13 protein-coding genes are annotated in these 19,102 nt (G+C 55.5%); 7 read left to right on the top strand and 6 right to left on the bottom strand.

What is annotated here, in order from left to right; genetic code table 11:
- Nucleotides 1-369: 369 nt before the first annotated feature.
- From infB to Poly59_RS20800, 4 genes are all read left to right on the top strand, one after another.
- A complete protein-coding gene (gene infB / locus Poly59_RS20815) occupies nucleotides 370-3,351 on the top strand; it encodes a translation initiation factor IF-2 (protein ID WP_146535984.1) in 2,982 nt (993 codons plus the stop codon).
- A 153-nt stretch (nucleotides 3,352-3,504) separates the two neighbouring features.
- Nucleotides 3,505-3,945, top strand: a complete 441-nt coding sequence (gene rbfA / locus Poly59_RS20810; protein WP_146535983.1) for a 30S ribosome-binding factor RbfA — start codon at nucleotides 3,505-3,507, stop codon at nucleotides 3,943-3,945.
- Nucleotides 3,946-4,030: 85 nt separating this feature from the next.
- Nucleotides 4,031-5,167, top strand: coding sequence for a hypothetical protein (locus tag Poly59_RS20805; RefSeq protein ID WP_146535982.1), 1,137 nt, complete (start codon nucleotides 4,031-4,033; stop codon nucleotides 5,165-5,167).
- Nucleotides 5,168-5,228: 61 nt separating this feature from the next.
- Complete coding sequence (locus Poly59_RS20800) at nucleotides 5,229-5,975, top strand: YebC/PmpR family DNA-binding transcriptional regulator (RefSeq protein WP_146535981.1); 747 nt, start codon at nucleotides 5,229-5,231, stop codon at nucleotides 5,973-5,975.
- A 61-nt stretch (nucleotides 5,976-6,036) separates the two neighbouring features.
- Here the strand turns inward: Poly59_RS20800 and Poly59_RS20795 are convergent, their stop codons facing one another.
- The 4 genes from Poly59_RS20795 to pdxA all read right to left on the bottom strand — a co-directional run bounded on the left by Poly59_RS20795 (nucleotide 6,037) and on the right by pdxA (nucleotide 11,224).
- Nucleotides 6,037-6,969, bottom strand: a complete 933-nt coding sequence (locus Poly59_RS20795) for a CBS domain-containing protein (protein ID WP_186776418.1) — start codon at nucleotides 6,967-6,969, stop codon at nucleotides 6,037-6,039.
- A 180-nt stretch (nucleotides 6,970-7,149) separates the two neighbouring features.
- A complete protein-coding gene (locus tag Poly59_RS20790) occupies nucleotides 7,150-8,580 on the bottom strand; it encodes a sulfatase family protein (RefSeq protein ID WP_146535979.1) in 1,431 nt (476 codons plus the stop codon).
- A gap of 63 nt (nucleotides 8,581-8,643) precedes the next feature.
- The gene (locus tag Poly59_RS20785) at nucleotides 8,644-10,260 is read right to left on the bottom strand and encodes a DUF6798 domain-containing protein (RefSeq protein WP_246151808.1); all 1,617 of its coding nucleotides are present in this window, start codon (nucleotides 10,258-10,260) and stop codon (nucleotides 8,644-8,646) included.
- Nucleotides 10,253-11,224 (bottom strand): 4-hydroxythreonine-4-phosphate dehydrogenase PdxA, encoded by a 972-nt coding sequence (pdxA, locus tag Poly59_RS20780; protein WP_146535978.1) that lies wholly within the window; start codon nucleotides 11,222-11,224, stop codon nucleotides 10,253-10,255. The genes Poly59_RS20785 and pdxA overlap by 8 nt, the downstream gene beginning before the upstream one ends.
- 89 nt (nucleotides 11,225-11,313) lie before the next feature.
- On the opposite strand from pdxA, the gene Poly59_RS20775 reads away from it, so the two are divergent.
- The 3 genes from Poly59_RS20775 (at nucleotide 11,314) to Poly59_RS20765 (ending at nucleotide 15,520) form a co-directional block, all read left to right on the top strand.
- Nucleotides 11,314-12,858: a C25 family cysteine peptidase gene (locus Poly59_RS20775; RefSeq protein WP_146535977.1), complete on the top strand. Its 1,545-nt coding sequence runs from the start codon at nucleotides 11,314-11,316 to the stop codon at nucleotides 12,856-12,858.
- 85 nt (nucleotides 12,859-12,943) lie between these two features.
- Nucleotides 12,944-13,852, top strand: coding sequence for a protein-tyrosine phosphatase family protein (locus tag Poly59_RS20770; protein ID WP_146535976.1), 909 nt, complete (start codon nucleotides 12,944-12,946; stop codon nucleotides 13,850-13,852).
- Between the two features lie 90 nt (nucleotides 13,853-13,942).
- A complete protein-coding gene (locus Poly59_RS20765) occupies nucleotides 13,943-15,520 on the top strand; it encodes an MBL fold metallo-hydrolase RNA specificity domain-containing protein (protein WP_146535975.1) in 1,578 nt (525 codons plus the stop codon).
- Nucleotides 15,521-15,684: 164 nt separating this feature from the next.
- Here the strand turns inward: Poly59_RS20765 and Poly59_RS20760 are convergent, their stop codons facing one another.
- Complete coding sequence (locus Poly59_RS20760) at nucleotides 15,685-16,815, bottom strand: HD domain-containing phosphohydrolase (protein ID WP_146535974.1); 1,131 nt, start codon at nucleotides 16,813-16,815, stop codon at nucleotides 15,685-15,687.
- Nucleotides 16,812-19,097: a response regulator gene (locus Poly59_RS20755; RefSeq protein ID WP_146535973.1), complete on the bottom strand. Its 2,286-nt coding sequence runs from the start codon at nucleotides 19,095-19,097 to the stop codon at nucleotides 16,812-16,814. The genes Poly59_RS20760 and Poly59_RS20755 overlap by 4 nt, the downstream gene beginning before the upstream one ends.
- Nucleotides 19,098-19,102 lie beyond the last annotated feature (5 nt).

Genomic DNA, 19,102 nt, shown 5'->3' with positions numbered 1-19,102 from the left:
ATCCCAGAGGCCGGCAAAGTGGAAAAGTTGGCATGTTCCGGCGTAAAGTGGCTTTCTAGACCTCTTCGTCGGCGACCTTTTTCGCTATCGTATCGGAACGTTGAGCCCATTGTGGTTCCCAAGCGTCGTTGTAGGATCCCCGCCGCGACTGGTTTTCAGGGCAATTTGGCCCGCGAATCGGCTGCGACGATGGAGGAATAGGTTTATGTGACTCACTCAAATTTTTGAACCCAGCCCCGCGCAGCTTTGCGTTTCGGAGACCAAATTTCTGGTTTTCGGCACTCAACACAAAGCACCCCCGCACTGACGTAGGCGAAATACAACGCACGCGTGGCGGGTTCCCAATCGAATCGACAGGATTTTCACCCCGTGCCCGCACGCATTTACGCGCTCGCAAAAGAACTAAACCTCGACAGCAAAGAGCTGGTTGACATCGTTAAGAAGGTTGGGATCACCGGCAAGGGCTCGGCCTTGGCCAGTCTGACCGACGATGAAACGACACGAGTCCGAGAACACCTCGCTGGAGCTTCCGCTGCCAAGCCTGCCGCACCAACGGCTGGTTCAGGCGCGCCGCTAGGCGCTGTCCGCGACTCGGTGGTCCCGACTGACCGAAAGCCGGTCGCTATCAACGTCGGTCGATCCCGATCGCGTCCGACAAGTGCCAAGAGCGAAACGCCGCCTGCGGCTGCCGCCCCAGCACCGGCCGCCCCGCCTGCACCGAAACCGGAAACGCCCCCGGCTGCGCCCCCGATTCCTGTGGCGAAGGCTCCCAAAGTGGACCCGAACGCGCCCAAGGGAATTGGCATGGGTGCCGTGGTGACGCCGGATCGTGCCCAAACCCCCGCAGGCGAGGCAGCGACAAGCAAGCCAGGCGTCAGCCAGCCTGCGCCGAGCCAGCCTACCGTCGAAACAGGCGGAAAGAAGCCTGGGTTCGCTAGCCGAATTGCTAGCCGCATGGCAGCTCGCAAGGGATTCTCGTCACCGACTGAACCGGTTGCGCCAATCCGCCGCGACGCTAGTGCCAGCGGTTCGGGCAAGGTGCGATCTCTCGACCGCCCCTCCACCGGCAGTGGCGAGAAGAAACAACTCGATATCAAGTCGAAACGCCGCGAGCCTCGGATCAACGTCAAAATGGCTTCGCTTCCCGAAGTCAGCGAACAGGCGATGCCCAAGGCTGCCGATGGCGAGCCAAAGGCACAAAAGCCGGACGTCAAACTTAGTCCCGATGCAATCGCCGGCCACCGCCAAGGCATGCGAGCACCGCTAGAACAATTGGCCAAAGAAGACGACGAAAAGAAGAAAGCCGCCAAACGTGGTGGGCTCAGCGGCTTCACAGGCAAAGACTCCAAGCGACCGCTTGGCAAAGACGAGGACGAAAAGCCTCGCAAGAAAGGCTTGGCCGGAATGGCCAGTCCTCGCGCTGAACGAAGCCGCGGAGGCGGAGGTGCTCGGGGACGTAGTCGCTTCGATTCCAACAGCGGCTTTGACCGCTCGCGTCAGTATCGAAATCGCGGCGGTTCACGCCGCAAAACCATCAACACTGCCGCGCCCCGAAAAGACGCTGTGGTGCTTGAACTGCCCTGTACGATCCGGTCGTTTTCCGAAGCAGCCGGCGTCGGCGTTGGCAAGGTCCTTGGCACGATGATGCAGATGGGCTTGCAAGGCGGCATCAACATCAATTCCGAGTTAGACCTCGAGTCAGCAGAAGCACTTGCTGCCGAAATGGAACTGACCATCGAATTGAAGGCTTCCGAAACGCTCGAAGATTCGCTGATCTCGGAACTGGAAGATCGCGAAGACGATATCGATTCGTTGATCATGCGTGCACCGATCGTGACCTTCTTGGGTCACGTCGATCACGGCAAAACTAGCTTGCTGGATCACTTGGTTGGCATCAATGTTGTGAAAGGCGAAGCCGGCGGCATCACTCAGCACATTCGGGCCTACGAAGTGCTCAAAGATGGCCGCAAGGTGACGTTCGTTGACACACCTGGCCACGAAGCGTTTACCGAAATGCGTGCTCGCGGTGCCAATGTCACCGACATCGCTGTCTTGGTTGTCGCAGCCGACGACGGAATCATGCCGCAAACCGCCGAAGCCATCAGCCACGCCAAAGCGGCCGAAGTGCCGATCGTGGTCGCGCTAAATAAGATCGACCTCGAAGGCGTCGACCAAAACCGCATCTTGACGCAGTTGACCGAGCATGGCTTGACGCCAAGTGAATGGGGCGGCGACGTTGAAGTCGTTCGCACCAGTGCGACCAAGGGCACGGGCATGGACGAATTGCTCGAAACGCTGCTAACCGTCGCCGAAATGAACGAGTACACGGCTAACCCTAGCCGCGAAGCAATGGGCGTTTGTTTGGAATCCGAACAACAAGGTGCCCGCGGTGTTTCGGCCAAGCTGATCGTCCAAAACGGTACGCTGCGAGTCGGCGATGTCTTGGTCTGTGGATCTGCACACGGTCGCGTTCGTTCGATGACCGACACGCTGAAGAACAAACCAATCAAGTCGGCTGGCCCAAGTACGCCAGTCAACGTGACCGGATTCGACGAAGCACCGGGTGCGGGCGACCGCTTCCACGTGCTCAGCGATATCACCAAGGCTCGGGAAATCGCCCAATCACGGGCTCACACCAGCAGCCTGGAATCACTGTCGGGTTTGAGCACGAAAATTTCGTTCGACACGTTCCAAGAACAATTGCAAGACGGAACCCTTGGCATCCAAGCCGAAAAGGTACGTCTGAACATGATCATTCGCGCCGACGTGAAGGGATCACTCGAAGCGATCGAGAAAGAACTGACCAAGCTGGATCACCCGGAAGTCGAAATCCGGATCTTGCAAAAGAGTGTCGGTGGAGTCTCGATGGCCGACGTGTCGCTGGCTTCGGCATCCAATGCCGTCATCTGTGCGTTCAACGTGGTTCCTGACGAACGAGCCCGAGCACTTGCGGATGAACGAGGTATCGAAATTCGTCGGTACAGCATCATCTACAAGCTCACCGACGAAATCCGTGCATTGGTCGAAGGACGACTCAAGCCCGAAGAACGTGTCGTCGAACTTGGACGTGCAGTGGTCAAACAGGTCTTCAGCATCAGCCGAGTCGGTGCGATCGCCGGTTGTTATGTCGTCCATGGATCGATTCAACGTGGCTGCCGCATCCGCGTCACCCGCGACGGTCGTGTCATCGGCGATTACGGCCTCGACTCGCTCAAGCGAATCAAAGATGACGTCAAGGAAGTCCCGCGTGGCATGGAATGCGGTATCCGCCTGCAAGGTTTCAACGACATCAAACAAGATGATGTTTTGGAAGCTTACCGAATCGAAGAAGTCGCTCGAACACTCGATTGATCGACCCTCGAATGACAAGGTTGAGGTAGCGGCAATATTTATGACGTGGCCTCAACGACATGTTCCAAACGAGCGCTGGTGTTTCCCAAATGAGACTCCAAATCCGTTTGCAAAATCCTGTTCCCTACTCCACCCCCCGAAGCCAATCCCGCTGTGTCCAGCCGTCGCCTGTTGAAAGCCGCTGAAGCGATCCGCGAAGTCGTCGCTTCGTCCATCTTGACCGAGATGCGGGATCCACGTGTCCGCGATGTCACTGTCGTTGGCGTAAAGGTGACCCCGGACATGCGCGAGGCCACCGTCTCGGTCAGCGTGATGGGTGACGAAACCCAGCAAAACCTTTGCCTTCGCGGGCTTCAAAACGCGGCTGGATTTTTACAGAGTAAAATTGCAACTCGTATCGACACTCGGTACACGCCGCGATTGCAATTCAAAATTGATCGTGGCGTCCAGCAGTCACTTGCCGTTGGCGAGATCCTCGAAAAAATCAAACGCGAACGCGACGAAGAGTCGGGAACCTCGAATCCTTCGGGTGATGCCCCTGCAAGCGACGCTGCCGATGACGCAGCACCTGCGCCAAGCGACACCAATGAATAGCTGGCGCTGCCCCACGGGGCGGTAACGTCACCATCCATTCAACGCTAACTCAACTCAACACACCCACCAAACGATCCGCACCAAGATGTCTGCAAGCAACCGTGCCAATCTTATCGCCAAATTGCAAACCGCGTTAAAGAAGCACTACAAACCGCTACCTGCCCAGCCAACTCGGCCGCTTCTCGAACACTTGCTTTATGCTTCGCTATTGCAAGATGCGTCCGCCGAATTGGCTGACGAAGGCATGGCAAAGTGCGAACAGGAATTCTTTGACTGGAACGAAGTCCGTGTCACTTCGATCACCGAACTGACTCAGGTGCTGTCTCGATTGCCAGAGCCAGCCAAGGCGGCCGCGCGGCTGAAGAGCAATCTGCAAGGGATCTTCGAAGAGTTCTACACCTTCGATCTCGATCACTTGAAGAAAGAAAATCTTGGCAAAGCGGTCGGTAAGTTCGAACGCATGCCCGGCATGACCCAGTTCGTGCTCAGCTACACCATCCAGCACGGACTCGGTGGCCACTCGATTCCGATCGACTATTCAGCCATGGTCATCATGCTGGCCACTGAAATTGCTTCGCAACCCGAAGCCATGGCCGGCAAGGTTCCAGGCCTAGAACGGGCAATCCCCAAGAGCAAAGGCATCGAGTTTTCAGGCCTGCTGCATCAATGCGCCGTGGCGCTGAACAAGAACCTGAAAGACAAAGCAGCTCGCGATCTGCTCGAATCGGTTTCCAAGGGCTCCGGTGAACGCCTCGACGATTGGCTTGCCAACAAGAAGGCCGCCAAGAAACGTGTCGTCAAACGCAAGACCAAAGAAAAAGCAGAGGCCGCCGAAGCTGCCAAGGCAGCCGAACTAGCCGGTCCACCGCCAAAGAAAAAGGCTGCGAAGAAAGGCACCGCAGCAGCCAAGTCGGCCGAAGCAAAAGCAAGCGAAGCCGCGCCAGCAAAAGCCCCCGAAACAAAAGCGGAAACCGCGAAGAAGGCTGCTTCAACGAAGAAGACCGCCAGCAAGCCGGCTGCTGAAAAAGCTGCTCCCGAAAAGCCAAAGAGCACCAAGAAGTCAGCCGCCAAGCAGCCCAAGGCTGCCGCCAGCACTCCTGCGAAGAAAAAAACAACCAAGAAGAAATCGGTCAAGAAGTCCGCTCCAGCGAGCGCTGAAAAGAAGCCCGCATCGGCTAAAAAGTCGGACAACCGAAAATTGACCAAGAGCAAGCCACGCTAGTTCCGGCGGATTGCAATCCGTTTTCCCACCCTCGAATTCCTTTCATATCTGTACCGCTTTCATGGCCGGACACTCAAAGTGGGCGAACATCCAACACCGCAAAGGGCGAGTGGATGCTGCTCGAGGAAAGTTGTGGAGCAAGCTGAGCAAGGCAATCATCGTCGCAGCTAAAGGTGGTGGCGGTGACCCCGACGGCAACATTCGACTACGCAAAGCGATCGACGATGCAAAATCGGTCAGCATGCCCAAGGACAATATCGAACGCGCGATCAAACGCGGCACGGGCGAATTGGCTGGCAATGAAGTCGAAGAAATGACTTACGAAGGCTACGGCCCCGGCGGCGTCGCGATCATGTGCGAAGTCATGACGGACAACCGAAATCGCACCGGTCCCGAATTGAAACTGCTCTTTTCAAAACTTGGTGGTGACCTCGGTAAAACAGGCTGCGTCGCCTATCTGTTTGAACGCAAAGGACTGTTCGTCCTGCCAGCCGAAGCCGGCGAAGAAAAAGTCACCGAGATCGCATTGGAAAATGGCGGCGAGGACATCGAGTTGACCGACGAGGGCAACTTTCAAGTCACTTGCCCGCCCGAAAACTACCAAAATCTCGCCGACGCCTTCGAAGCCGCCGAGCTAAAGCCGGAAATCAGTGAACTGTCACGATTGCCGCAAACGATGGTCGACGTCGATGCGGCCAACGGCAAACGAGTGCTGCGATTGCTGGAACAACTTGACGATCACGACGATGTCCAAAACGTGACCACCAACCTGAACATTACCGACGAAATGGTGACGGACGACGAGTGATTGGTCCGCCGCATGCCGCCTTGGCGACACGCGGCGTAGCGTTTGATTGCAACATTTTGCGTTAGCTAAGCATCGGCGGTGTGCCAGAGGAAACCTGTGACAGGTACAGCGTCTCGGCCCGCAATCTTGGCTTGATCGGCTTCATGATTTTCGCGGCCGCGCCTAGCAAATCTCGACGACTGACCTGCCCAATCAGTTTCCCGTTTTCAACGATCGGCAGTCGTCGGTACGGCGAATTCAGAAACATCTGGGCGATCCCCAACAGATCCGCGCCCGGCCCAGCCGTCAACGCATCAGTGTCCATGAAGTCACCGATCTGCTTCGGCTGCGACGCAGCAAGAACCTTCGGATTCTGCGATGTCCTGCCCTGCGACGTCACCTCCATCGCCAACCGATACTCGGCCCGCAATACATCACGACGACTGACCTGCCCCGCCAATTTGTTGCCATGAAGTACCGGCAGACGGCGATAAGGCGTCTGCTGAAACTTATGCGCGACGTCTAGCAACATGTCCTCTTCGTCAATGATTCGGTTGCGATCCGTGTTCATGTACGAACCCACGTTTGTGCCCGGCAATTGATCGTGTAGCGCCGATGCAAGCACGCGCATCGCCGTCTTCTCGGAAAAGACACCTGCATAGCGTCCATCATTGTCCAATACTGGTGCCCCGGAAATTCGCCGGGACAACAGATGATCAATTGCTTCGAACACGCACGTGTCGGCTGACAACGTGACCAACTCACATGTCATGAACTCACGGACTTTGACCACGTGCAGCCCGACCTCGCGAGCCGCCTCGACCGCTTCGGTCAGGGCTGTGATCGAACACTTCTCACTAAACACGCCCAGATAATTGTTTTGGTGGTCGACGACAGGTGAACCCGAGATGCCGTCCTTCAACAGCCTCGCCACGCTCGCGTAGACATCATCGTTTGGCATCAACGTCACCAAAGAGCGACGCATGATTTCAGATGCGGAAAGAAGAACCGACATGGCACACCTTTGAAAGAGAAGGACTTCGGCGACGACGACAACTTCATGCATCCGAGAGGAGCGATGAAGACGAAAGTCACCTTGTCACCGTAAGGGCACCAAGAGGGGTCGTCAATTGAAATAGAGCAATCCGTTTGTGAAACATATTTCAAAGTGAACAAAACCATCCCGCTGCGCCGACTACTTAGACGATTTCTTCAACCAATCGCTGTATTCCCATCGCGTGCGAAACCGATCCAAGTAAGGCGCGTACTCCGGACTGTCGCGCCAGTGCCGTCGTTGAGGTTCGGCGGGATCCACAATACCCTCGGGATAGTCGGCTCCATCAAAACTTGCCTGTACCGACTCGTTCCACTGGATCCATTGCTTCTTCATCCGCCGCAAAATGTCCGGATTCTCGGCCGCGACATCCTTCGCTTCTTTCGAGTCGGATGATAAGTCGTAAAGCTGAAACTTTCCCTTCTTTGTGTTCTCGGAAAGCAACTTCCAATCATTGTCGATCCAAGCGGTCGCATTTGCGAATCGAAATCCAATCGGTGTCTCGCGTTGGGCAATTTCGTTTGTCAGCAGCGGTACCAAACTGATACCGTCGGCAGGACGATCGGGGGCTGGGTGGGCAACCTTGGTCACCTCCAACAGCGTCGGCAGGATATCCATCGCACAAGCGGGAAAGCTCGTCACTCGAGGTTGTTTGATGACGCCGGGCCATTCAATGATCCCCGGCACTCGCAGACCGCCTTCAAAAACGGTGCCCTTGTTGCCCCGAAGTCCGCCTGTTGTTGCAGGCTTGATCTTCGGCAATCCTCCGTTGTCGCTCGTGTACCAAAGCAATGTGTTGTCCGTGATTCCCAAATCACGAAGCCCCGTTCGCAGCGTCCCGATGCTGCGATCAAGTGCGATCAGTTCGCCGTAGTGGTGCATCGACTGCTCGTCCAAATCCTTGAACGCTTCCATGTCTTCGGGCGCAGCTTTGAACGGGCTGTGCGGGGTTCCATACCAAATCACCGTAAACGAGGGTGAGTCCACGCGAACCTGGCGACCGATGAAATCTAATGCTTGATCAACCACGATCTCGGACGAGTCACCAATGAACTCTTCGAATTTGCCTCGCCGCGACAAGATCGGATCACGGTCAAAGAAATTGGTGACCGACAACCAGCGATCGAATCCAAACTCGCCAGGACTGTGGTCATCGGTGTCCAAGATAGGCACACCCGGACCTTGAAACCCGTTCAAATGCCACTTTCCAAAATGACCGGTGGTGTATCCGGCCTCACGCATCAGCTTGCCAAGCGACATTTCTTGACGACGCAGTGCGTAACCATGGCTTTCGACACCGGTACGGTCATTGGTACGTCCGGTCAAAACCGCCGCTCGGGTCGGCGAGCAAACCGGCGCGCCGGCATAGTACCGATCAAATCGCAAACCGTTTTCAGACATCGCATCCAAATTCGGCGTCTTCAAAATCGGGTGCTCGTTGTACCCCGTCTCGCCCCAGCCTTGATCGTCTGCCATCACCAAAACGATGTGAGGTCGCGCAGCATGCGCAGACATCGACATCACGACCGACAAACATAAAACGACGGAACCTAGCTTCGCAAAGGTGGACATAGCGTACTCTTCGAATGCGGAAAATCTGACAGCCGCATTGTAGACGCTGGCGCGGGGCATCACTTAACGCGGCAATTCATAAACTGCGTAGGATTGATTGTCGTCGCTCGACAATGGATAGACGCGGATCAACGGCAAGTCTTGGCCAATCACTCGGCGATCAACGATCATGAATCGAACCCCAAATCGTTTTCGGTACTCTCGCAGTGCTCGATAACCGATCGTGACTCGGATATTTCCTAGCCTGGCGGGGAAGATTTCCGAAAAACGTTCGCTCCACTGGAACAGACTTTTTGCATCTTGCGGAACATCTTTCCAGTTCACCACTTCCGCCCGTTCGGCATACCATTTGAACGTTTGCTGATGCCGCGGAGTTAGAAAAACCTCGTCGCTTGGCGTCGATTGCTTTGCCCACTGACAAACCTTCAACCAGTCGACAAACGTTTGTCGCTGCGTCGTTGTTGATGCATCCATGTCCCATCCCAACAAAGCGTTGCTGACCGATGGTGGTACCGGAATGCTTGCTCGCCCCACCACGCTGTGGCCAACCAATCCGGCCGCCACCACCAAGGCCACCGTCCCGGTCCGACGCAACCAAATCCGATGATCGGCAAGCATCCGCATCACCAAAACCGCCAACAGCAACGGCACGACCGCATCAGAAAGTCGAAACCAATAAAAACGCAGCAACTTTGCCGCCAAGTCAGGCATCAACGCAGGCAACCCGCCAACGATCATTCCGCCGACTGCGATCAGGAACGCGCCAAACGTGAATCCGAACATCCGCCGCAGATTCCAAGAATCGCGAAAGTAGATTGCCGTCGCGGCGATCGTCAGCGCCAACGTGATGCCGTGACGCACGTACCATTCAAAGTAGAAATCCGATGGCAACAGGTGATGCCGAATTCGAAAGTACGTATAGATCCGCGCCGCTTCGGTCGCGTCCTGTGCACTTGCCCCCGAATTCAGCCAAACCGCAGGCAACAGCCCAAGCAACGACATCGCGCCACCCACAAACAGCCACCGCGTAAACAGCGGTTTGCAATCCAGTTGCCGAGCCTCGCTGAATAGCCACGCAATCATCGCCGCCACAACGGCCCAGCCACCGGTCAACACGTGCAACGCCGATGCGGCCCCCATGTACAACCAGACTCGGTTCCAACGGCGATCGACCAATTCAGCCAAACCCATCAAAACCAATCCATACGCGGGCACCTTGGCTTCGATGCCACCGACCACCCATTCGCCCGCCAAATTCCCGTACTCGACGCCCGCGATCCAAACGATCGCAACAACGATCGAGGCCAATGAATTGGCAAACAGACTAGCGCACAAACGGCGCAGCCCAATCGCCAGCGTCAACCATCCGACAATCCGGCCCATCCACGCGGTCGTTTCTAGCGAGACAAACTTCGTCGGCCATCCAAACAACGCATAGAACGTCGTGTGAGCTTTGCCGGACGAGGCAAACAGGTCGGATCGACACCAATCCGGTTGCCAAAAATTCTTGGCCTTGACCAGATAGTGGGCTTCGTTGACCATTGGCGGCGCATCGCCCGCGTAAACCAGAAACAACATCATCAGCAGCGTCGTGGTCGCAAGCGTCGCCGCCAGCGAACTCCGTCGAGTCACCTTGTCCTGCGCCGGCAACAGTCGTTCATTGTTGTTCGCATCAACCATCGGACAAATCGATCGCCATCTCGATTGCAGCCATCATGCTGGTTCGATTCGCTTTGCCTTGCCAAGCGATGTCCATCGCCGTACCGTGATCCACGCTGGTCCGAACGACGGGCAACCCCAGCGTCACGTTCACCGCATCATCAAACGCCAACGCCTTCAATGGAATCAAACCCTGATCGTGATACATGCAAACATAAACATCGGTCGCTGCTCGAACGGTCGGCGTGAACGCGGTATCCGGGGGTAACGGCCCGGTAACTTCAAGGCCGAGGGCACGCGCGGCTGCGACGGCCGGAATGATGAACTGAGTTTCTTCTCCGTGACTAATCAGCCCGTTTTCGCCAGCATGCGGGTTCAGCCCACAAACGGTCACTCGCGCGGCACGTTTTTCGCGGCGAGACAATGCGTCGGCGCCCAATCGGATCGCTCGCAAGATGGAATCCACCGAGATCGACTTGGCCACGTCCGCTAGTGGGATGTGGATCGTCACCAAGACGCAGGAAATAATATCGCTGGTCAACATCATGCAGGCATCATCGACGCCAGTCCGGTCCGCCAGGACTTCGGTGTGTCCGGGAAATCGAATGCCGGCGTCATACCAGGCTTCTTTTTGGATCGGTCCTGTCACGATCGCGTCAACTCGCCCGGCCATCGCATCGGCGATCGCGCGGTCAAACGCGTCAAATGAGGCTTGCCCCGTCGCAGCATTGAACTTCCCTGGCACGACGCTGGCTGAATCAATGTCGCCAACGTCCAGAACTTCGGCCGTCAAATTGAGCTTCATTTCACCGGCGATTCTGTCGAGCACGTTCCTGGGACCGTAAAGAATCGGGTGACAGCGAGCCGTGATTGCCGGCAATCCGGCACAGACGATCGCCAATTCTGGGCCGACGCCTGCTGCGTCGCCGACGGAAATCGCGATTCGAGGACGTTGATTTGACGTAAGATTGCGTAGGTTCGGCATCAGATGAAGGGTGATTGGTCTGGTGTACGAGGGACTGGATCGGCGACAATCCGTCCGGCAAGCTTAACTCATTCAACAGTAGTGACCCAATGACCTTTTCGCGAATCATCTTCGGGCTGACGATTTTGATTGGCTGCGCCATGATCGAAACCGATCACGCTGTCGCAGTGGATGCTGTGGTGGTCTGTCCCGACGTATTCCGCGCCGACCTACAACCGTGGCTGAACTACCGGGAACAAGAAGGCCTAAGTATCGTTGTGGTCGATTCAGCGGAACGCCCCGACGATGTGCGTGACATGATCCGACGTGCCGCCGACGATGCGACTCGCTATATCGTCCTGGTCGGTGACGCGCCGGTAATTGGTACTCGGTGCGATCCGGCGCGGCGCATCCCGATCGAGTATCAACCGACAACGGTGACCGCGAAGTGGGGGTCAACGCCCACATTATCCAGCGACCTTTTGTACGGCGATTTTGACGGCGACGGATTACCCGAAGCAGTGGTAGGCCGGCTGCCGGTCGACACGGCCGAAGAACTTCGCCGCGCGGTCAAACGCATCCTTGCCTATGAGAACAGCATCGACTTTGGCACGTGGCGTTCCGAAGTCCAATTGGTCGGCGGAGTGGGCGGGTTTGGCATGATGGCTGACGCAGCGATCGAGTCGGTCACGCGCACCGTTGTCACCAGTGTCTTGCCGATGGCAACCAGGACACGAGTCGCCTATGCCAGTGACGGTCATCCGTTTTGCCCGGTCGGCGCCTCGTTTACCGATTGCATATTGAACAACTACCAGCGAGGCGCACGGTTCTGGGTCTACGCAGGTCATGGACAAGTCACCGAACTGGATCGTTTTCCCCAAACCGAAGCCGGAATTCCAGTGCTGGATCGCAACAGTGCCGCGCGACTGTCACGCCCCGACGGCGCCTCGCCGATCGCAGTCCTACTGGCCTGTTACACCGGCGCGATGGATGCTCCTGAAGATTCGATCGCCGAAGAAATGTGGTTGACCGATGGTGGCCCCGTCGCCGTTGTCGCGGGCAGCCGAGTGACCATGCCCTACGGAAACACAACCGCAGCGGTCGGCTTGATCGACGGCGTTTTTGCTCAACAATTGCCGCGACTCGGTGATGCATGGCTCAGTGCGCTCGGCGAAATGCATCGGGTTAGCGAAACGCAAACGTCCGACGCGAATGCAAACTCGCGAATGATGATCGACGCGCTCGCCACGATGATCAGCCCGGCCGGAACGGTCTTGGTGGACGAGCGCCGCGAACACATGCTGCTGTATAATTTGATCGGCGACCCGATGCTGTCGATGCACCATCCCCAGCCGATGACCATGTCCGTTGCGGCCAGTCACGCGCTGGGCGACGTTGTCGAAGTGGTTTCGACCAGTCCAATTGCAGGCCAGCTTTGCGTTTCGATCGACCGTCCGCTTGGTGCGGCGATCGATGGTGACCCGAACGAAACGACCGTGGCCAAACTGAGCATGGACATGACCGCCAATCAGCCGGCAACGACCAAGTTTCGTTTGCCAGTTGGAACGGTCGGCCCATTAATCATCCGAGGCTTTGTTGCAGGCCAAAAAGAATGGGCGACCGGCGCGGCGAGAACCATCCTAAGGGCACCTTAACCAGGTTGAAGCTGGCACGCTAAGCTGAATCTTTTTGCGGTGGCACTCGGCATCTGGTCACCGTCAAAGTGTCTATAATTCGGTGATGTGCAAGACACTCCCCTTGATCGCTGGCTTTTCTCTGATCCTGTGCCACGCGCTAACATGTCGCTTGGATGCCGCCGATCCGATCGCGCTCTCGATCACCTCACTGCCAAACGCATTTCGGATTGACGACCAAGTCATTTCCGGAGGACTTCCGGATGGCGCCCAGGGCTTTGCCGAGCTGCATAAGATCGGGGTTCGCACGATCATCAGTGTGGATAGTGCTAAGCCGGATGTCGAAGCGGCTCGGCGTGCCGGGCTTCGCTATATCCATCTTCCGCACGGGTACGATGGCATCGATTCCAGCCGAGTTCTACAACTCGCCAAAGCGATCACCGACCTGCCTGGCCCAGTTTACATTCACTGCCATCACGGCAAGCATCGCTCGCCCGCCGCTGCCGCATCCGCCTGCATCGCCGCAGGACGAATCGACCATGAAGCTGGCGTCGAATTTTTGAAGACCGCGGGCACCAGCCCCGACTACCAAGGGTTGCATCAAACGGTTGCTCGCACACAACTCGTCGCCCCCAACGTTTTGGAATCACTGGTCGTTGAATTCCAAGCCTTCGAAGCGCCGCCTGCCTTGGCTACGCAAATGGTCAAACTCCAAGAGATTTTTGACTCGCTCAGTTTGACCGAATCGTCAGGCTGGGAGAATCAAGCCAATCTCAATCCGACTCAACAAGCATTGATGTTGAAGGAATGTTTTGACGAGACGTTTCGTGACGATTCATCCAGCAATCGATCTGCCGAATACATTCAGCTACTCAACCGATCGCTCTCCAACGCCAAGAAACTGGAAGACATCCTCAGGTCAGGACCAACCAACACAACCACCGCATCGAGGGTCTTTCGTGAAATCAAATCGGACTGCAAATCCTGTCACCAGATTTCTCGCGACGTTCCCTAGCCAAAGTCCGCCGCCTTGGCGACATCGATTTGCACTACACTGATGATCCATTTCTAAGACGACTTTACTAGCCTTCCTACTGAGCAACTTATGGCCACGTTGAAATTCTGCGGAGCAGCCGGAACCGTAACGGGATCTTGCAGTCACATCCACTCCGAATCATCAACGTTCCTGGTGGACTGTGGTCTGTTCCAAGGCAACCGAACGACACAAGAATTGAACTTAGTGCCGTTCCCGTTCGACGCGACCAAGGTCGAGTTCCTTGTCCTCACACACGCCCACATCGATCACAGCGGCTTGCTGCCAAAGCTGACCAAGGCCGGGTTTACAGGCCCGATCTACACCACACCAGCAACCAAAGACTTGTTGGAGTTCATGTTATTGGATTCGGCCTACATTCAAGAATCCAACGCGGAACGTCAAAATAAAAAGAACGAGCGACGAGGCGAACCTGCCGTCGAGCCGATCTACACGATCGAAGACGCCAAGCACGTGCTCAAGCAAATCAAAACCCATGAATACGAAGCTTGGTTCGAACCCAGCACGGATGTTCGCGTGCGGTTTTGGAACGCCGGACACTTGCTGGGATCACTGTCCGCCGAAATTCAAGTGACCGAAAACAACAAAGCGATTCGCTTGCTGTTCAGCGGTGACCTGGGGCCCGATGAGAAAGCGTTTCACCCCGAACCCGACGCGCCAGCAGGGTACGACTACATCATTTGCGAAAGCACCTACGGTAATCGCGATCGCGAAGAATACACGCTTGTGCAGCGCCGCGAAGCGATGAAGAACGAACTAAACCGCGCTTTCAAAAAGGGTGGCAATGTGGTGATCCCGTCGTTCGCCGTCGAACGCAGCCAAGAACTGTTGCACGACATCGCCGTGCTGCTGAACTCGGGCGAGATCCCCAACGCGCAGGTCTATTTGGACTCACCGATGGCAAGCAAAGCCACGGAAGTCTTCATCAAGTATGCCAACACGATGGAAGACATTGAAATCAAACCGTCCGAGTTGTTTCGGCACAAGAACTTTCACATCGTCGAAAGTGTCCAGGAAAGCAAATCGATCAACAACGTCAAGAGCGGCGCGATCATCATTTCGGCTAGCGGCATGTGCACGGCAGGGCGAATCAAACACCACCTCAAAAACAACATTTACCGCCCTGAATGCACCATCCTTTTCGTCGGGTACCAATCACCCGGAACGTTAGGACAGATCATCACTAGCGGAGTCAAGGCGGTTCGAATTCACGGCAAAGAATACAAGGTCCGCGCCGAAATCCGACGTCTCGGAAACTACTCGGCTCACGCCGACCAACCTGAATTGTTGGATTGGTTGGTCGAACGGGGGCCTGTCACCGGTGGTCTCTTCCTGAACCACGGCGAAGACGATGGCCGCACCGTGCTTGCAGACTTGGCTGCTAAGAAAGGCTATGACCGCACGAAGATCTACTTGCCGCAGTTCGACGAAAGTTATGAACTTGTCGCCGGCGGTCCGCCAACGTCGATCGAACGTCCGGAACCTCGCTTCGACGTGACGCAAATTGAACGCGATTGGCACAACGACTACGCCGCTTTCATGATGAATTTAAGCAACAAGTTGCAGGCCACCGAAACGGCGCACGATCGCCAAGCTTTAATCTCGCGCCTGAGCGAAGCACTTAACTAAGGACTTGTTTGAAAACAACTCTTACACCGACAATCTCAAAATCACCCTCCCGCCCCGTAGGTCGTGCAATTTTTAAGTCGATATTTCACGAGCGTTTAAATCACTCTCCCTGTGGGAAAGTGATAATCCGAAAACGCTATTAAAATCCAGCCTTGTCCCCAGACCTACGCTTCGCCAAAGGTGTGGTGAACAAACAGAATTTGTTCCTTGGCTGCGAAAAACGCATCAAGGACGACCGGGTCAAAGTGCTTACCACGTCCTTCTTCAAGAATTCCAAAACACTTGTCCAACGGAAAGGCTTCTTTATAGGACCGCTTACTGCAGAGGGCATCAAAGACATCCGCCACCGCAGTGATGCGACCAGCCAGCGGAATTTCTTCGCCCTTCAACCCCCAAGGATAGCCACTGCCGTCCCATTTCTCGTGGTGCGTGGATGCGATCACACTTGCGGTCGTCAACAGCGGTGAAACCGTTCTTTTAACCAGAGGCAACTTCGTTCTTACATCTTGATGCGAGTCGCCAACCGATGCCGTGGGATCACAGATTGCTTGACCTAGTGCACAGTGCTCTTGCATCATGCTGAATTCTTCGGCAGTGTACTTGCCTGGCTTTCGCAAGATCGAATCGGAAATGCCGATCTTTCCAACGTCGTGCAAAATCGCAGCAAGTTCATAGAGCTGCGCCGTCGCGTCATCGATCCCAAGTGTTCGAGAAATCAATCCAACGTACTTGCCAACTCGAAGCACATGATTACCCGTGTCTTCATCGCGATGCTCGGCAGCGCGGGCGAGACAATGAACGACCTCGACTCGCGACTCTTCCAATTCACGTGTCCGTTGCCGGACCTGTTGTTCCAGCGAGTCTTGATACTGTTTCAACACCAACGAATTACGGACTCTCGGAATCAAATCTTCGGGATCAATCGGTTTCAACAGAAAGTCCGTTGCACCGGCCTCGAGCGCTGCCTTTCGGAGCTGCCGATCGTCGCTAGCAGTTAAGACAAGAACCGGGAGATGTGAAAACTTCGGATCCGCTCGCACGACGCGCAGAATATCCAGCCCGCTTACGACCGGCATCATCATGTCAAGCAACAGCAAGTCCGGCTCCTCTTGATAGAGCGTCGCGATTGCCTGACTAGGATCACAGACTTTTATAAACCGCTCATAACCCTCGCCGCGCAGATGAGCGCAGACGACACTGATGTTCATGGACACGTCATCAACGACCATGATGTTCGCATTGATTGCTTCAACGAGTCTGCACGGACTCTGATGATCCATGGTTGCCATTGTCATACCGTCGCCTCCTTCAATTCTGGAACAACGATGCAATCAGCCAGTTGCCTCAACTCGGAAAGGATCGATTCAAGGTCGTGCAATTTTCCGTCAACCACAACGGTTTCGAGACGTCGAACGGATGGATCAAAGTCAGCGAATCCAGCGCTGCCCGCGCTGCCTTTCAACAGATGGGTAATCCTGGAAATTGCAGCGATGTCACTCGCAACACTTGCCTGACGGAGTTCTTCGATTTGCTGGCCCAGGAAACTAGCAAACTCAACGACAACCGCGGCAAAATCTGGATTTTCGGTCGGCAGCGTTGAATGCAGCGACGTTGGCGTTAACCGACGCCCCTCTAACCCGGCCCCCGAATCGGTCACCGCGTTGACCGAGTCGTTGAATGAAGTTTTGATCGTTGCCTCAACTTTGCTTTGCAACGCATCGGCAATGGCATCAAGCAGCAAATCCGTTTCAATTGGCTTGCGCAAGTATCCGCTGCAACCCGCATTCTTGCATTTGCGATGGTCGCTGCTCATCGCGTGTGCGGTCAATGCAATGATCGGCGTAGTGATCCCAGCCTGGCGCAATCGCGCGGTCGCGGCATAGCCGTCCATCACTGGCATCTGCATATCCATCAAGATCAGGTCAAAATCATTTGTGATCGCGAGATCCGATCCCGTCTTTCCGTTTTCCGCGGTCGTAATGTCGATGCCTTCGCTGGACAGAATTGCAACAATCAGTTTGCGGTTCACTTCACCGTCTTCGACCAACAAGACCTTGCCATGCGGGATGACGCGTTTTGCCGTTGCGAGCTCACTCGATCGAGACGATAAAGAATCGCCGATTGGCGCCTCATTCATTTCAACATCATCAAGCGAACCGGTCGCGATCGACGCAGTGAATGTAGTGCCGACACCCAGCTCACTGCTGAAGGTCAACTCGCCACCCAGGGCGTGAGCAATATGCCGACTGATCGTGAGCCCTAGCCCTGTTCCGCCGAATCGCCTGGAGATCGAACTTTCACCCTGAACAAACGGTGCAAAAACGCCACTTTGTTTATCCGCTGGAATGCCGATTCCCGTATCGACCACCTGTAGAACCAAAACTGGGTGATCGCCGGTTCGGTCTAAACGAGCGTCGATTCGAACACTGCCCTTTTCAGTGAACTTGATCGCGTTGCCCACGATATTGATCAGCAGTTGGCGCAGCTTTGTCGGATCCGTTTCAATCGTGCAAGGCACTTCACTGTGCCAGGCGTACGCGATTTCAAGCTGTTTGTTGTGAGCCTGGACGCGCATCAAGCTGATCACTTCGCAAATCACTTGATGGGGTGAACAACGAAGGTGTTCAACTTCGATCGCACTGGCTTCAATCTTTGACAGATCAAGAATATCGTTGATCAATCCCAACAAATGACGTCCGCTAGTACGAATGCTGCCTAGATAGTCACGTCGTTCGGTTTCACTGCAGGTCGTGTTCCGCATCAACAAATCGGTAAACCCGATGATTCCGTTTAGTGGCGTGCGAATCTCGTGACTCATGTTGGCCAAGAATTCACTCTTGGCTCGGTCAGCCGTTTCCGCTGCGTTCTTGGCGTGTTCCAGTGCATCGGCGACCGCAGCACGCTCGGCCATCGTCGCTTCGATACTGTGATTGATGATTTCCAATTTCGCTCCGCGCAACGCCCCGAGCCACATTTCGCGGACACTATGACGACAGGACAAAAACAGGAAAAAGTCTTCGAACAGGGCCCAGGCGGCGTGCTCGAACGATCGCCAAAGAGGAGCCGAAGCCACACCAAAAACAGACTGTGGCCAGTATAGTCCTCGCCCTAGGTGATCAACGACCACAATGGCGGTGGCCGAAACCAACACTTTCCAATCGCGATACATTGCTAGAAAAGCGAGAGAGCCGAAAATGTGAAAGTGAGTCTCGATTCGGCCGCCGGTCAAGTGAATCAACAAGCTTGAGAACAAGATTTGCGCCATCGCAATCACGTGCCGAGTCATCACCTCGCCGGGCCTTCGCCAAGCGAGAAAAACAGGAAGCACCGTTAGCGTGCCGCCCAGAAATATGGCGCACCAAACGTGAAAATGAATGTAGCTGGACGCACCTTGCCACGTCGTTGGCGCGATCACGACCGCGGCTACGATAGCACCAAGCCACTGAACCACCATCAGGATCGCAAATAACCGATCGGTATGCCGAAAGATCTCGTGCTGCTGCTCGGCAAACAAGACCCTTGCACGACTTAGGATCGAGTCATCCAGCGGGGAATTTTCTTTTAATGCATTCGACATGGCAA

Origin of the sequence: Rubripirellula reticaptiva, from assembly GCF_007860175.1 — a bacterium.
In the GTDB taxonomy this organism is placed as follows: Bacteria; Planctomycetota; Planctomycetia; order Pirellulales; family Pirellulaceae; genus Rubripirellula; species Rubripirellula reticaptiva.
This window is presented reverse-complemented; position numbering and strand designations above follow the sequence as displayed.

Coding starts and splice junctions, on each gene's coding strand:
- Poly59_RS20805 (WP_146535982.1), top strand. CDS start 4,031: ATGTCTGCAAGCAACCGTGCCAATCTTATCGCCAAATTGCAAACCGCG.
- Poly59_RS20800 (WP_146535981.1), top strand. CDS start 5,229: ATGGCCGGACACTCAAAGTGGGCGAACATCCAACACCGCAAAGGGCGA.
- Poly59_RS20795 (WP_186776418.1), bottom strand. CDS start 6,969: ATGTCGGTTCTTCTTTCCGCATCTGAAATCATGCGTCGCTCTTTGGTG.
- Poly59_RS20790 (WP_146535979.1), bottom strand. CDS start 8,580: ATGTCCACCTTTGCGAAGCTAGGTTCCGTCGTTTTATGTTTGTCGGTC.
- Poly59_RS20785 (WP_246151808.1), bottom strand. CDS start 10,260: ATGGTTGATGCGAACAACAATGAACGACTGTTGCCGGCGCAGGACAAG.
- pdxA (WP_146535978.1), bottom strand. CDS start 11,224: ATGCCGAACCTACGCAATCTTACGTCAAATCAACGTCCTCGAATCGCG.
- Poly59_RS20775 (WP_146535977.1), top strand. CDS start 11,314: ATGACCTTTTCGCGAATCATCTTCGGGCTGACGATTTTGATTGGCTGC.
- Poly59_RS20770 (WP_146535976.1), top strand. CDS start 12,944: ATGTGCAAGACACTCCCCTTGATCGCTGGCTTTTCTCTGATCCTGTGC.
- Poly59_RS20765 (WP_146535975.1), top strand. CDS start 13,943: ATGGCCACGTTGAAATTCTGCGGAGCAGCCGGAACCGTAACGGGATCT.
- Poly59_RS20760 (WP_146535974.1), bottom strand. CDS start 16,815: ATGACAATGGCAACCATGGATCATCAGAGTCCGTGCAGACTCGTTGAA.
- Poly59_RS20755 (WP_146535973.1), bottom strand. CDS start 19,097: ATGTCGAATGCATTAAAAGAAAATTCCCCGCTGGATGACTCGATCCTA.